Genomic DNA, 13,157 nt, shown 5'->3' with positions numbered 1-13,157 from the left:
TATATTCAATATAACATCCGTAAAGCCAAAGGGGGACGATCATGGGTTTCACCGCTGTGGCCGGCTGGGGCGGCCTCGGGTTCGTGCTGCTGGCCGTCGTGGTCAACGCCTGCTACCTCCGGGCCCGGCTCCCGATGCCGGGGGCGAAGCCGGACGGTGTCGCCGCGGCTTTCGCGGCGGCGGGCAACGCGCTGAAGCTGCCTTCGGTGCTGGCTCCGGCGTCGTGGCTGGGCACGACGGTGTTCGCGGCCGGGCTGCTTTCCGTCCTGCCCGGCGGATGGGCGCTGGCCGGGTTCGCCGGTGTGCTCCTGCAGAACGCCACCTTCGCGGTCGTCGAAGCGCTGCGGTTCGGCGTGGCCGCGGCGGCGCGCGACGGCGAACCGGTGGCGGGGCTGTGGGGCTTCAGTGCGGTGCTCTTCGGGTTCAACCAGGTGTTCCTGGCGATCGCGCTGCTCGGCTTCTCCGCGGCGGGGGCGCAGGCGGGGCTCTTCGCGGACTGGCACGCCTGGCTCGGGTACGCCAGTGCGGCCCTGTTGTTCGTCTCGGCGTCGGCCGCGCCGTACCACGTCGACGGCACGAACCGGCTCGCTCCGGTGGGGCTCATCGGCTGGCTGGGGTGGATCACGTGGATCGTCGCCGGCGGCGGCACTCTGCTGGCGCTCTGAGCATTTCCCGCCACCGGGGCTTTCCACGTTGCCGCGCGTGACGAGTCCGTCATCGGCCGTTGTCATTGAGCGGTGCGCGGGTTTAAGCTGGGCGAACAATCGAATGTTATCGCTAACAGCATCAGCGAAAGTTTCGAGAATTCGTCGAATTTCGGGACCGGTGGCGAAAGTTTCGGCCGCCACCGGCGCACTTGTCCCTGCCTGCAGGAGGTCATGTGAAAAGGTCCCTGTTCGCCCTCGTCGTCGTGCTGCTGACCGCCCTCCTGAACGCCCCCGCGGCGGACGCCGCCGCGCTGCCGGGCCACTTCCGGTGGAGCTCCAGCGGGGTGCTGATCAGCCCGAAGTCCGATGCGACGCACGACATCGCCGGGATCAAGGATCCCACGGTCGTCTATTCGGGCGGCAAGTACCACGTGTTCGCCAGCACCGCGAACGCCGCGGGCTACAACCTGGTGTACCTCAATTTCTCCGACTGGTCACAGGCCGCTTCGGCGCCGCACCACTACCTCGACAAAACCGCCATCGGCCCGGGTTACCGGGCGGCGCCGCAGGTCTTCTACTTCGCGCCGCAGCGAAAGTGGTACCTCGTCTACCAGAACGGCAACGCCGCCTACTCCACCAACAGTGATATCTCGAATCCGAACGGCTGGAGCGCGCCGAAGAACTTCTACGACGCGATGCCGGACATCATCGCGCAGAACATCGGCAACGGCTACTGGGTCGACATGTGGGTCATCTGCGACTCGGCCGACTGCTACCTGTTCTCCTCCGACGACAACGGGCACCTGTACCGGTCGCAGACCACACTGGCGAACTTCCCGAACGGCTTCGGCAACACGGTGATCGCGATGCAGGACCCGAACCGGTACAACCTGTTCGAGGCCAGCAACGTCTACAAGATCGCCGGCCGGAACCAGTACCTGCTGCTGGTGGAGGCGATCGGCGCCGACGGGCGCCGCTGGTTCCGCTCCTGGACGTCGTCGAGCATCGCCGGCACCTGGCGGCCGCTCGCCGACACCGAAAGCAACCCGTTCGCCCGTGCGGCCAACGTGACTTTCCCCGGCGGGCAGTGGACGAAGGACATCAGCCACGGCGAAATGCTCCGGTCGGGCAACGACCAGACCCTGCCGATCAGCCCCTGCCGGCTGCGGTACCTCTACCAGGGCATGGACCCGGCCGCGGGTGGCGACTACAACAGCCTGCCCTGGCGGCTCGGCCTGCTCACCCAGACGAACTCCCACTGCTGGTTGAAGGAGGGACGGCGATGAAGAGGTTCCTGGCCGCCGCGGCGGCACTGGCGATCGCGTTCACCGGCTTGACCGGGGTCGCGAACGCCGAATCGAACGGCGGGGTGCGGATCATGCCGCTGGGCGACTCGATCACCCACGGCACGGGCGTGCCCGGCGGGTACCGGATCGGCCTGTGGCAGCGCCTCGCCGCCGGCCGCTACACCAACGACTTCGTCGGTTCGCAGTTCAACGGGCCCGGCAGCCTCTGGGACCACGACCACGAAGGGCACCCCGGCTGGCGCATCGACCAGATCGACGCGAACGTCACCGGCTGGCTGCGCACCTACAACCCGCGTTCGGTGCTGCTGCACATCGGCACCAACGACGTGCTGCAGAACTACAACGTCGCCGGCGCGCCCGGCCGGCTGTCCACCCTGCTCGACCACATCACCGCGACCGCGCCGAACGCCGACGTGTTCGTCGCCCAGCTCATCCCGATCGGCTGGGCGAGCGGGGACGCCGCTGTGCGCACCTTCAACAACGCCCTGCCCGGGATCGTGCAGGGCAAGGTGAACGCCGGCAAGCGCGTGCACCTGGTGAACATGCACGGCGCGGTCGCCACCGCCGACCTCCCCGACGGCGTCCACCCGAACGCCGCGGGCTACGACAAGATGGCGGCGGTCTGGTACAACGCCCTGCGGTCGGTCCCGGGCAGCATCGGCAACCCCCGCGCCGCCGTGGCCACCGAAGCCGCGGCGACCCTCGGCTCGGCGGCCGGCGCGAAGGGCCGGACGTTCGGCGCCGCCGTCGCCAACAGCCACCTCGGCGAATCGGCGTACACCACGACACTGGACCGCGAGTTCACCGGCGTCACCCCGGAGAACGAGATGAAGTGGGACGCGACCGAGCCGTCCCGCGGCTCGTTCCGCTTCGGCGCCGGCGACGCGATCGTGAACCACGCCCAGGGCCACGGCCAGAAGGTCCGCGGCCACACGCTGGTGTGGCACGCCCAGGTGCCCGCCTGGGTGAGCGGCATCGTGTCCGGCTCCGACCTGCTCACCGCGATGCGCAACCACATCAACGGCGTGGCCGGGCACTACCGCGGGAAGATCGCCTACTGGGACGTCGTCAACGAGGCCTTCAACGAAGACGGCACCCGGCGGCCGTCGATCTTCCAGCAGCGCATCGGCAACAGCTACATCGAAGAGGCGTTCCGGGCGGCCCGCGCGGCCGACGGCTCGGCGAAGCTCTGCTACAACGACTACAACACCGACAACCAGAACGCCAAGAGCAACGGCGTCTACGCCATGGTGCGCGACTTCAAGGCCCGCGGCGTGCCGATCGACTGCGTCGGCTTCCAGGCCCACCTCTCGGCCGGGCAGAACCTCTCGACGCTGCAGGCCAACCTCCAGCGGTTCGCCGCGCTCGGCGTCGACGTGAACATCACCGAGCTCGACGTCGGCGGCTCCGGCAGCGCCCAGGCGAACACCTACGGCCAGGTCGTGCGGGCCTGCCTCGCGGTTTCGCGCTGCACGAGCATCACCACGTGGGGCGTCACCGACAAGTACTCCTGGCGCGCCGGCAGCACCCCGCTGCTGTTCGACGGCAACTACACCAAGAAGCAGGCCCACACCGCCGTGCTTTCGGCCTTCGGTGCGGCGTGAGGAGAGACGCGATGAAACGCATGCTCGGTGCCCTGCTGGCACTGGTGGTCATGGTCACCGGCCTGGCCGCGCCCGCCCACGCGGCCGCGCTGACCAGGGTGACGAACTTCGGCAACAACCCGACGAACCTGAACATGTACGTCTACGTCCCGGACCGGGTGGCGGCCAAGCCGGCGCTGCTGGTGCTGGTGCACTACTGCGGCGGCTCGGCGAGCTCGGTCTTCGGCTGGAACGGCAAGGACTACGTCACCGCGGCCGACCGGTACGGCTACGTCATGGTGCTGCCGGAAGCGACCCGCAGCGAGAAGTGCTTCGACGTCTCGACGCCGAACGCGCTGCGGCGCAACGGGGGCGGGGACTCGACCGGGATCATGTCGATGGTCGCCTGGGCCAAAGCGCGCTACAACGTCGATCCGGCGCGGGTGGTCGTCAGCGGGTTCTCGTCCGGGGCGATGATGACGAACGTGCTGGCCGCCCAGTACCCCGACGTGTTCGCGGCGGCCTCGGCGTTCTCCGGCGTGCCTGCCGGGTGTTTCGCGACCACGAACGGCTCGCTGTGGAACAGCACCTGCTCGGGCGGGCGGTCGATCAGGACCGCGCAGCAGTGGGGTGACCTGGCCCGGGCGATGTACCCGGGCTACACGGGCCGCTACCCGCGGATGCAGCTGTGGCACGGCACCACCGACACCACGCTGGCGTACCCGAACTTCGGGGAAGAAATCAAGCAGTGGACCAACCTGAACGGGCTGGGCCAGACCCCGGCGTTCACCGACCACCCGCAGTCGTCGTGGACGCGCACCCGGTACGGCAACACGAGTACCCAGGCGACGGTGGAGGGCGTCAGCATCGCCGGGGTCGGGCACTCCCTGCCGATGACCGGCCAGCTGGCGTACGCGATTTCGTTCCTCGGCCTCGACCGGTGACGACCGGCGGAGGCGGCACCCCCAGTGCCGCCTCCGCCGTGCTCACCGGCAGAACGAGACCTCGGGGAACCCCGGCCGGTCGAGGATCGGCCGTGCCTGCCCGCGCAGGTGCTGGTCGAAGAACGCCTGCACGTACGCCCGGGTGATCTCACTCGCCCGCGCGGCCGCGTTCGGGCCGTCGACGGGGACGCCCAGCTGCTCGCCCACCAGCCCGACGTCGGTGAAGGACGCGTGCTGCGTGCCCGCCACCTCGATCCAGCGCTTCCACCCGGTCATCTGCGCGTAGTCCCGTTCCCAGTCCGCGTTGCCCGGTGCGCACTTCGGCACCTGCTCGTGGTTGACGAACAGGAACGGCCGCGCCAGCCCCGGTGCGGTCAGCGGGACCTTGTTGGACCCGTCGATGTCGATCCCGGCCTTGATCCGGGTGTCGGCGACCATCGCGGGGATGGTGCTCCCGCCGCCCACGGAGTGCCCGGCCATGCCGATCCGGGAACTGTCGATCAGGCCCGCCCACTTCGACCGCGTCAGCGAGTCGAGGACGAACGAGACGTCGGCGGCCCGGCCGCGCTCCAGCTTCTGCCAGAACGCGTCGTTGTCGTGCGGGACTTCGCAGGACGCGCACCCGGCGAACCGCCCGCCGGGGAAGCTCTGGCCGGTGTTCTCGTAGGTGTGGCCGACCACCGCGACGACGTACCCGTGGCTGGCCAGGTCCTCGGCGAGGGCGCTCAGCGTGGCGCGGGGTTTGGTGTAGCCCGGTGAGAGCACGACCAGCGGCAGCCCGCGGCCCGCCGGCCGGGCGTCGGCGACGGAGTTCGTCACCAGCCCGGTGAGCGTGCCGGACGGCAGGCCGCTGCCCGCCAGCAATGCCGCCGACTCCTGCGGCGTCAGGTACTGCGTCTTCGGGCCCTTCGCCGACGCGGCCGGGTAGAAGAGGGTGACCATCAGCTCCCGGTAGGGGACCGACGGCACCCACGGGTCGGGACGCGAAGTGTCCTTCAGGTACACCGCCGTGCTGCCCACCGGCTTGTCGCCGGTCGGGGCGGGCAGGTACGGCGTCGACGTCCGGGCGAAGGCGATCTCCGGGTACTGCGCCGACGGCTGGTCCAGCAGCGGTTGCGGCTTGCCGCGCAGGTGCTGGTCGAAGAACGCCCGGACGTACGCCGCGGTGATCGCCTGGCCGCGCGCGGCCGGGGTGGTCGCGCCGAAATCGAGGCCCAGCTGCTCGCCGACCAGGCCGATGTCGGTGAACGACGGGTGCTGCATCCCGGCCACGAGAGGCTTTCGGGGGTTCCGGGTGGCGGAGCCCCCGGCCCGGGGCAAAGCCCCGGAGGACACGGTGAGCCAGCGCTTCCAGCCCTTGAGCTGCGCCCAGTCCCGCTCCCAGGTCGCGGCTTCGTCGCCGGTGCCCGGCGTGTACGTGTCCTGCCTGCCGAGGAACAGGAACGGCCGGTCCAGGCCCGGCGCCAGGAGCGGGTCGTCCGTGGTCCCGTCGATGTCGATCCCGGCCTTGAGCCGCGGATCGGCCACCATGGTGCCGATCGCGCTCGCGCCGCCGACGGAGTGCCCGGCCATGCCGATCCGCGCGGGATCGAGCAAACCCGGCCGGGAGCGGATCAGCGAGTCCAGGACGAACGACACGTCCTTCGCCCGGCCACGGCCCAGCTTCTGCCAGAACTCGAGGTTGTAGCTGCCGCAGGCCGCGCAGCCGGTGACCCGGCCGTCCGGGAACGTGGTGGCCACGTTCTCGTAGGTGTGGTCGACCAGGACCACCAGGTAGCCGTGGCTCGCCAGGTCTTCCGACAGCGAGGTCAGCTCGGCGCGGGGCCGCTTGAAGCCGGGCGACAGGACGACCGCGGGCAGGCCGCGCCCGGCCGGGTGGGCGTCGACGACGGCGTCCGTGCGGACCGTCGTCATGACCGACGGCGGGATGCCCTCGATGCCGGCTTCGGCGAAGACGGCCTTGGCTTCGGCTTCGGACATGAACTGCTTCTTCGGCCCGGTGGCCGAGGCCACCGGGTAGAAGAGGGAGACCATCAGCTCCCGGTAGGGCACCGACGGCACCCACGGGTCGGCCCGCGAGGTGTCCTTGAGGTACAGCGACGTCGTGCCGACGGGCCGGTCGCCGGTCGGTTTCGCCAGCGTGAGCACCGGGTCGGCCGACGCGGACGGCGACGTCAGCGCGAGGGTGAGGGCGGTGACGACCATGAGGCTCTTCAGTTTCATCCGATGAAGGTCACTTCCGGGAAAGCGGGCGAGGGCGCGGCCAGCAGCGGCTGCGGGCGGCAGCGCAGGTGCAGGTCGAAGAAAGCGCTTACGTAGGTCCGCGTGACCGCCAGCGCGCGGTACGGGTCGATCGCGTCGCCGATGTCGACGCCGAGCTGGGCGGCGAGCACGCCGAGGTCGGTGAACGACGCGTGGACCGTGCCGGACACCATCAGCCAGCGCTTCCAGCCGGTGAGGTGCGGCCAGTCCGTCTCCCAGTCGTCGTAGGGCCCCGGCGCGCCCGGCGTGTAGTTGTCCATGCTGCCCAGGAACAGGAAGGGCCGCGCAAGCCCGGACGCCGGGAGCGGGACGTGGATGCTGCCGTCGATGTCGGCGCCGGCCCGGATGCGCGGATCGGCCAGCATCGCCTGGGTGGTGATCGCGCCGCCCGCGGAGTGGCCGGTCATGCCGATCCGCTGCGGGTCGATCAGCGCACCCTGCTTCGACGACAGCAGGGAGTCGAGCACGAAGGACGTGTCCTTCGACCGGACCTGCGCGAACTTCTCCCAGAACCCGGGCTGGTCGTCGACTTCGCAGGCGGCGCAGCCGGTGACGTGCCCGTCGGGGAACGTCGTGGCGCGGTTTTCGTAGGTGTGGTCGATCGCCGCGACGGCGTACCCGCGGCTGGCCAGGTCCTCGGCCAGCGCGGTGAGCGTCGCGCGGGGCTGCGTCCAGCCCGGGGACAGCACGACCAGCGGCAGGCTGTGCCTCCGTCCGGCCGGCTTCGCGTCGACGACGGCGTTCGTGCGGACCGTGCTCAGGACGTCCAGCGGGAGGCCCGGGATGTTCTGCCGCTCGAGGTTGCGTTCGGACTCGAGCGGGGTCATGTACTGCTTCTTCGGTCCGTGCACCGAGGTCGCCGGGTAGAAGAAGGAGACCATCAGCTCCCGGTAGGGCACCGACGGCACCCACGGGTCGGCGCGCGACTTGTCCACAAAGGACAAGGTGGTGACGCCGACCGGTGCGTGCCCGGTCGGGCGGGGCAGGGACGGCGTCGTGGCCGCCGCGGCGGGTGTCGACAAAGCGACGGTCAGGGCGGTGGCTACCGCGAGAGTGCGCATGAATCCCCCAGTCGGATTCGTCAGGACAGGTGGCGGAGACGGCGGAAGCAGAACCAGGTGAGCAGGGCGGTCATGGCGAGGTAGAGCGCGAGTTCGAGCCACTGCAGCGGCCAGAAGCGAGAGCCCGGCTGGAAGGTCAGGCGCTGCTGGTAGCCGTGGGTGCCCAGCTGGGCCAGGCACGCTTCCATGCTGCCTCGCTCCGGCGGGCCCGCGCCGGGCCTCGGTGCGCAGTTCTGGATGAAGGACGGCAGCGGGTCGGCCACGTTCCCGGCCGGGTCGAGGGTTTCGTTCGCCAGCTCCCACGCGCCGGCCTGCTTGCGCACGCCGATCTCCAGGATCCCGTGGGTGTCGTCACCGCTGATGTTCGTGATGTTCTGCCCGGTGATCGCGACCACCTGGGTCTGCGGCGGCAGCAGGTACGGCCGCACGAAGGCGGGCACCAGGAGCAGCACGGCAGCGAGCGTGGCGAGCGTGACGGCCATGGCGGCGACGGTCCGCTTCAGCAGCATCCCGACCGCGACCCCGAGCGCGAGGGCGAAGGCCGCGTAGCCGATCGGGACGATGCCGCGGGCGCCGAACACCACCGGGGCGATGCGCGCCTGCATGCCGCGATCGGTCTGCAGCGCGGAAAGCGCGTCGATCGGGCTCGCCCACCAGGAGACGGCGACGCTCAGCACCGCGGCGGCGGCCATCGCGGCGAGCAGGCCGAAGCCGAGCTTGGTGGTGAGCCACCGCTTGCGCGTGACGGTCTGGTTCCAGACGAGACTGTGCGTGCCGCTCTCCAGCTCGCGCGTGATCATCGGGACGCCCCAGAACACGCCGATGACCGCGGGCAGCAGGTACAGCACCAGGATGGTCCCCTGGAAGAGGACATCCTGGTCGGAGAAGTCCGTGCGGCCCACCAGTTCGGGTCCGGTGATCGCGAGCACGACGGCGATCGCGATCAGCCCGGAGAACACGGACAGCGCGGGGAGGCGGAACTGGCGCCAGGTCAGCCAGGTCATCGGAGGACCTCCAGGGCGGGGCGGGCGGCGGTGGGGTTGCTCATGTACTCGAGGACGAGGTCCTCCAGCCCGAGCTGCCCGACCGTCCACGAAGGATCGAGGATCGGGGCCTCGGTGCGGACGAGCACGGTGGTCTGGCGGTCGGTGTGCTTCGCCGAGACGACGTGCTGGTCGGCCGGGAGCGTGTCGAGGTCGCGGCGCGGCCCGGAGAGCCGGTGGTGCGTGGCGAGCAGCGTCTCCACCTCGCCGATCACCCGGACCTGCGAAGCCACCAGCACGACGAGGTGGTCGCAGACCCGTTCGAGGTCGTTGACCAGGTGTGAGGACATCACGACGGACAGCCCGTGCTCGGCGACGGCTTCCATGAGGTCCTGCAGGAACTCCCGGCGCGCCAGTGGGTCCAGTGCCGCGACCGGCTCGTCGAGCAGCAGCAGTTCGGGACGCTTGGCGATGCCGATGGTGAGCGCCAGCTGGGCGCGCTGGCCGCCGGAGAGCTTGCCGGCGTGCTGCTTCGGGTCCAGCCCGAGCCGTTCGACGCGCTTCTCGGCGAGCGAGGCGTCCCAGCCCGGGTTGAGGTGGGCGCCGAGCCGCAGGTGCTCCTCGATGGTCAGTCCACTGTAGACCGGCGTGTTCTGGGCGACGTAGCCCACCTTGGCCAGCTGCTCCGGGCCGCTGCCCGGCACCCCGCCGCACACCTCGATCGTGCCGGTCGTCGGCTCCAGCATGCCGGCCGCGATGTTCAGCAGCGTCGACTTGCCCGCGCCGTTGGGCCCGACGAGCCCGGTGACGTGGCCGGCCTCGATCTCCAGCGTGCAGCCGGTGAGCGCTTGCTTGCGCTTGTACTTCTTGCCCAGCCCCTGGGCGCGCAGGACGGTCACGCTATTCCCTCTCTGGCGGAGTCGCGAAACGTGGACATCAGCAGGGCCTCGATGCTCTCTTCGTCGAGCCCGGCCTTGCGGGCCTTGCCCAGCCAGCGGCGCAGGTCCTGCCGCAGCGGGCCCATCGCGGCGAACGAAGCGCCGCCGTTCAGCGTCGCCGTCACGAAGGTGCCGACGCCGGGGCGGGCGGCGACGAGGCCGTCGTGCTCCAGCTCGCGGTAGGCCTTCAGCACGGTGTTCGGGTTGATCGCGAGGCTCGCGACGACGTCCTTGACCTTCGGGAGCTGGTCTCCCTCGGACAGCAGGCCGAGGCGCAGCGCGTGCCGCACCTGCTGGACCAGCTGCTGGTACGGCGACAGGCCGGACCTCGCGTCCAGGTGGAACTCGATCATCGGCAACTCCATTTATCTAGTTGCCTAGTACTATAGCTAAGTAGCGGTGGAGATGGCCAGCGATCTTTTTCGGCGACCGGAGCCAACCTCGGCACCCCCTCGTCCGTCTGTGGTGGTGATCGTTTCCCTTCTCGAGAGGACTTCTTTCGTGCGTCGAATTTCTGGGGGAGGCATCGTGCGCGGCGTGGTCGTCGCACTCGGTGTCTCGATGGCCGTCGCGGCGGGACCGGCGGTCGCGTCCGCGGCACCGGCTTCCATCGACAGCGTGCCGACGCCGCAGCTGAGCTGGACGGACTGCGCCGACGGTTTCCAGTGCAGCAAGGCTTCCGTGCCGCTGGACTACGACCGGCCGTCCGGCACGAAGATCGACCTGGCGCTGATCAAGCTGCCCGCGACCGACCAGAAGCACCGGATCGGCTCGCTGTTCGTCAACTTCGGCGGCCCCGGCGCGTCCGGCCTGCAGCGGCTGCGGGAGCGCGGCAAGTGGCCGTGGCTGTTCTCCGACGAGCTGCGCGCGCGGTTCGACCTGGTTTCCTGGGACCCGCGCGGGATCGCCAACAGCACCGCGGTCCGGTGCTTCGACACCGTGGCCGAGCAGCAGGCGTTCTTCGGCTCGTTCCCGGAGATGCCGGGCGACCCGAGCGGCAACGCGGCCTTCTACGCCAAGTCGAAGGAGCTCGCCGACCGCTGCTCGGCGAAGGCGGGCCCGATCCTCGAGCACGTCTCCACGGCCAACACCGCCCGTGACCTGGAGCTGCTGCGCCGCGCGGTCGGCGACCCGAAGCTGAACTACCACGGCATTTCCTACGGGACGCAGCTCGGCGCGACCTACGCCAACCTGTTCCCGAACCGGATCCGGGCGATGGTGTTCGACGGCACCATGGACTTCGCCGGCAACTCGACCGGCCAGAACGGCAACGGCAAGAGCGTCCCGCTGGACACCCGCCAGGACGTCGCGACCGGCATCGCGCAGACCTTCGAGCAGTTCCTGCGGCTGTGCTCGGAAGCCGGCCCGAAGTGCGCGTTCTCCTCGGGTGACCCGAAGGCGAAGTGGGCGGCGCTGACGGCGCGGGCCAAGCAGGCCCCGATCGTCAGCGACGGCGAGACGTGGACGTACTCGGGCATCATCAACGCGGCGGCGGACCTGTCCGACTCGCGGGGCTGGGCGGACATCGCCGCGCTGCTGCAACGGCTTTACGAAGCCCCGGCCACGCCGGCCCTGCGTTCCGCGGCTGTCAAGGGCGAGCAGTACGTTTCGAACCGGACCGAAGCGTTCAACGCCATCCAGTGCTCCGACAGCGACGTGCCGACCGACCCGGCGGTCTACAGCTCCTACGCCGAGTCGGAAGACCAGCGCGTGCCGTACTTCGGGCGGATCGCGGTGCTGGACATGATGAGCTGCGCGTTCTGGAAGGCTAAGGACACCGACCGCTACACGGGTCCGTGGAACCGCCCGACGTCGGCGGAGATCCTCGTGCTGAACAACCGCTACGACCCGTCCACCCCGCTGCACGGCGCCCGCGACGGCGCCGCGGAGCTGGCGCGGGCGCGCGTGTTCGTGACCGAGGGCTACGGTCACTCCTCGATGTACGTGCCGAGCACGTGCACCGAGAAGGTCAAGCGGGACTACCTGATCTCGGGGACCTTCCCGGCCGCGGGCACGACCTGCGGGATCGACGCGAGCCCCTTCGCGGGCTGATCCTGACCCCGGCGGGCCGCATCGGCGACGGTGCGGCCCGCCGCCACGAAGGCGTCCCGCGGGTGCTGGACCGACGCCAGGCTGAGGATGTCGCGGCCGAACAGCGCCTGCGTCAGCCACACCGCGAGCACCCGGATCTTGCGTTCCCAGGTGGGCACGGCGAGCACGTGGTAACCGCGGTGCATGAGCCACGCCGGGAGGCCCTTGATGACGAGCCGCTTGTACTGGAAGATCCCGCGGCCCAGGCCGAGCGTCGCGATCGCGCCGAGACTGTGGTGCACGTAAGGCTTCGGCTCCCGGCCGCGCAGCGTCGCGATGATGTTGCGGGCCAGCAGTTTTCCCTGCCGGTAGGCGTGCTGGGCGTTGGGCACGGTCCGCGTGCCCGGCACCGGCGAGGTGAGGTCGGGCACGGCGGCGTCGTCCCCGGCGGCCCACGCGTCGGCCACGCCCTCGACGCGCAGATCCGGGCGCACGACGAGGAAGCCGCGTTCGTCGACCGGGAGGTCGGTGTGCCGCCCGACGACCGGGTTGGCGCCGTTGCCCGCGGTCCAGACGATCAGCTCGGCGTCGAACTCCTCGCCGGTCGAGAGCGTTACGTGACCGTCCTTCGCCGACGTCACCAGGGTGTTCAGGTGGACGTGGGCGCCGCGGCGTTCCAGTTCGCGCACGACCCAGCGGCCCGGCCGGTCGGTGACCTCGGGCAGGATGCGGTCCGACGCCTCGACGAGGTGGAACCGCAGCTCGTCGCGGTGCAGTTCGGGGTAGCGCTTGAGCAACGCCGTCGCCAGCGACAGCAGTTCGCCGAAGCCCTCGACGCCCGAGAAGCCGCCGCCGACGAAGGTGACGGTGAGCAGCTTGCGGCGCTGCGGCCCGGCGGGCAGCGCGGCGGCGCGGTCGAAGGCGGTGAGCAGCCGGTCCCGGATCGCGACGGCCTCTTCGACGTGCTTGAGGCCGATGGCCTGCTCGGCGATGCCCGGCACGGGCAGCGTCCGGGTGACCGCGCCGGCGGTGACGACGATGGTGTCGTAGCTTCTTTCGAAGGGTTCGCCGTCGGCCGGCTGCACGGTGACGACGTGGTGGGCGTGGTCGATGGCGGTGACCTTCCCGGCGACGATCCGGGTGCGGCGCAGGTGCCGCCGCAGCGACACCCCGGCGTGCCGCGCCTCGACCGAACCGGCCACGACCTCGGGCAGGAACGGCTGGTAGGTCAGGTAGGGCCGCGGGTCGACGAGGGTGACCTCGGCCTCCCCGCGACGCAGCTTCTTCTCGAGCTTCCAGGCGGCGTAGAAACCGGCGTAACCACCACCGACGATCAGGATCCGGCGCATTTCGTCCTCTTTTCTCGGTTCACCCCCTGGACGAGGTGGCGGGGGCGGGTGT

General features: G+C 70.3%; 11 protein-coding genes. 5 read left to right on the top strand and 6 right to left on the bottom strand.

Annotated features, from left to right (window positions below):
* Nucleotides 1-41: 41 nt before the first annotated feature.
* From BLW76_RS39080 to BLW76_RS39065, 4 genes are all read left to right on the top strand, one after another.
* Complete coding sequence (locus BLW76_RS39080) at nt 42-665, top strand: hypothetical protein (RefSeq protein ID WP_208613475.1); 624 nt, start codon at nt 42-44, stop codon at nt 663-665.
* A 215-nt stretch (nt 666-880) separates the two neighbouring features.
* Nucleotides 881-1,933 (top strand): glycoside hydrolase family 62 protein, encoded by a 1,053-nt coding sequence (locus BLW76_RS39075; RefSeq protein ID WP_091316989.1) that lies wholly within the window; start codon nt 881-883, stop codon nt 1,931-1,933.
* Nucleotides 1,930-3,558, top strand: a complete 1,629-nt coding sequence (locus BLW76_RS50180; RefSeq protein WP_244170523.1) for an endo-1,4-beta-xylanase — start codon at nt 1,930-1,932, stop codon at nt 3,556-3,558. The genes BLW76_RS39075 and BLW76_RS50180 overlap by 4 nt, the downstream gene beginning before the upstream one ends.
* 11 nt (nt 3,559-3,569) lie before the next feature.
* Complete coding sequence (locus BLW76_RS39065) at nt 3,570-4,481, top strand: extracellular catalytic domain type 1 short-chain-length polyhydroxyalkanoate depolymerase (protein ID WP_091316988.1); 912 nt, start codon at nt 3,570-3,572, stop codon at nt 4,479-4,481.
* 42 nt (nt 4,482-4,523) lie between these two features.
* On the opposite strand, the gene BLW76_RS50715 is transcribed toward BLW76_RS39065, so the two are convergent.
* The 5 genes from BLW76_RS50715 to BLW76_RS39040 are packed head-to-tail and all read right to left on the bottom strand — an operon-like array spanning nt 4,524 to nt 10,078.
* Nucleotides 4,524-6,704 (bottom strand): alpha/beta hydrolase family protein, encoded by a 2,181-nt coding sequence (locus BLW76_RS50715; protein ID WP_091316986.1) that lies wholly within the window; start codon nt 6,702-6,704, stop codon nt 4,524-4,526.
* The gene (locus BLW76_RS39055) at nt 6,701-7,804 is read right to left on the bottom strand and encodes an alpha/beta hydrolase family protein (protein ID WP_091316985.1); all 1,104 of its coding nucleotides are present in this window, start codon (nt 7,802-7,804) and stop codon (nt 6,701-6,703) included. Before BLW76_RS39055 ends, BLW76_RS50715 begins: the two co-directional genes overlap by 4 nt.
* A 20-nt stretch (nt 7,805-7,824) precedes the next feature.
* Nucleotides 7,825-8,808, bottom strand: coding sequence for an ABC transporter permease subunit (locus BLW76_RS39050; RefSeq protein ID WP_091316983.1), 984 nt, complete (start codon nt 8,806-8,808; stop codon nt 7,825-7,827).
* On the bottom strand, nt 8,805-9,686 hold the full coding sequence (locus BLW76_RS39045; RefSeq protein WP_091316981.1) for an ABC transporter ATP-binding protein: 882 nt from the start codon (nt 9,684-9,686) through the stop codon (nt 8,805-8,807). The genes BLW76_RS39050 and BLW76_RS39045 overlap by 4 nt, the downstream gene beginning before the upstream one ends.
* The gene (locus BLW76_RS39040; protein ID WP_167384880.1) at nt 9,683-10,078 is read right to left on the bottom strand and encodes a GntR family transcriptional regulator; all 396 of its coding nucleotides are present in this window, start codon (nt 10,076-10,078) and stop codon (nt 9,683-9,685) included. Before BLW76_RS39040 ends, BLW76_RS39045 begins: the two co-directional genes overlap by 4 nt.
* 175 nt (nt 10,079-10,253) lie before the next feature.
* Here BLW76_RS39040 and BLW76_RS39035 point away from each other — a divergent pair, with 175 nt between their 5' ends.
* Nucleotides 10,254-11,777, top strand: coding sequence for an alpha/beta hydrolase (locus BLW76_RS39035; RefSeq protein ID WP_091316978.1), 1,524 nt, complete (start codon nt 10,254-10,256; stop codon nt 11,775-11,777).
* On the opposite strand, the gene BLW76_RS39030 is transcribed toward BLW76_RS39035, so the two are convergent.
* Nucleotides 11,705-13,105 (bottom strand): NAD(P)/FAD-dependent oxidoreductase, encoded by a 1,401-nt coding sequence (locus tag BLW76_RS39030; RefSeq protein WP_091316976.1) that lies wholly within the window; start codon nt 13,103-13,105, stop codon nt 11,705-11,707. The two genes, BLW76_RS39035 and BLW76_RS39030, sit on opposite strands and share 73 nt — an antisense overlap.
* Between the last annotated feature and the right edge of the window lie 52 nt (nt 13,106-13,157).

The sequence above is a fragment of the Amycolatopsis tolypomycina genome (genome assembly GCF_900105945.1).
Lineage (GTDB): Bacteria > Actinomycetota > Actinomycetes > Mycobacteriales > Pseudonocardiaceae > Amycolatopsis > Amycolatopsis tolypomycina.
Note: the sequence above shows the minus strand (reverse complement) of the source record. Positions and strands in the feature narration are given on the sequence as shown.

Coding starts and splice junctions, on each gene's coding strand:
- BLW76_RS39080 (WP_208613475.1), top strand. CDS start 42: ATGGGTTTCACCGCTGTGGCCGGCTGGGGCGGCCTCGGGTTCGTGCTG.
- BLW76_RS50180 (WP_244170523.1), top strand. CDS start 1,930: ATGAAGAGGTTCCTGGCCGCCGCGGCGGCACTGGCGATCGCGTTCACC.
- BLW76_RS39065 (WP_091316988.1), top strand. CDS start 3,570: ATGAAACGCATGCTCGGTGCCCTGCTGGCACTGGTGGTCATGGTCACC.
- BLW76_RS50715 (WP_091316986.1), bottom strand. CDS start 6,704: ATGAAACTGAAGAGCCTCATGGTCGTCACCGCCCTCACCCTCGCGCTG.
- BLW76_RS39055 (WP_091316985.1), bottom strand. CDS start 7,804: ATGCGCACTCTCGCGGTAGCCACCGCCCTGACCGTCGCTTTGTCGACA.
- BLW76_RS39050 (WP_091316983.1), bottom strand. CDS start 8,808: ATGACCTGGCTGACCTGGCGCCAGTTCCGCCTCCCCGCGCTGTCCGTG.
- BLW76_RS39040 (WP_167384880.1), bottom strand. CDS start 10,078: ATGATCGAGTTCCACCTGGACGCGAGGTCCGGCCTGTCGCCGTACCAG.
- BLW76_RS39030 (WP_091316976.1), bottom strand. CDS start 13,105: ATGCGCCGGATCCTGATCGTCGGTGGTGGTTACGCCGGTTTCTACGCC.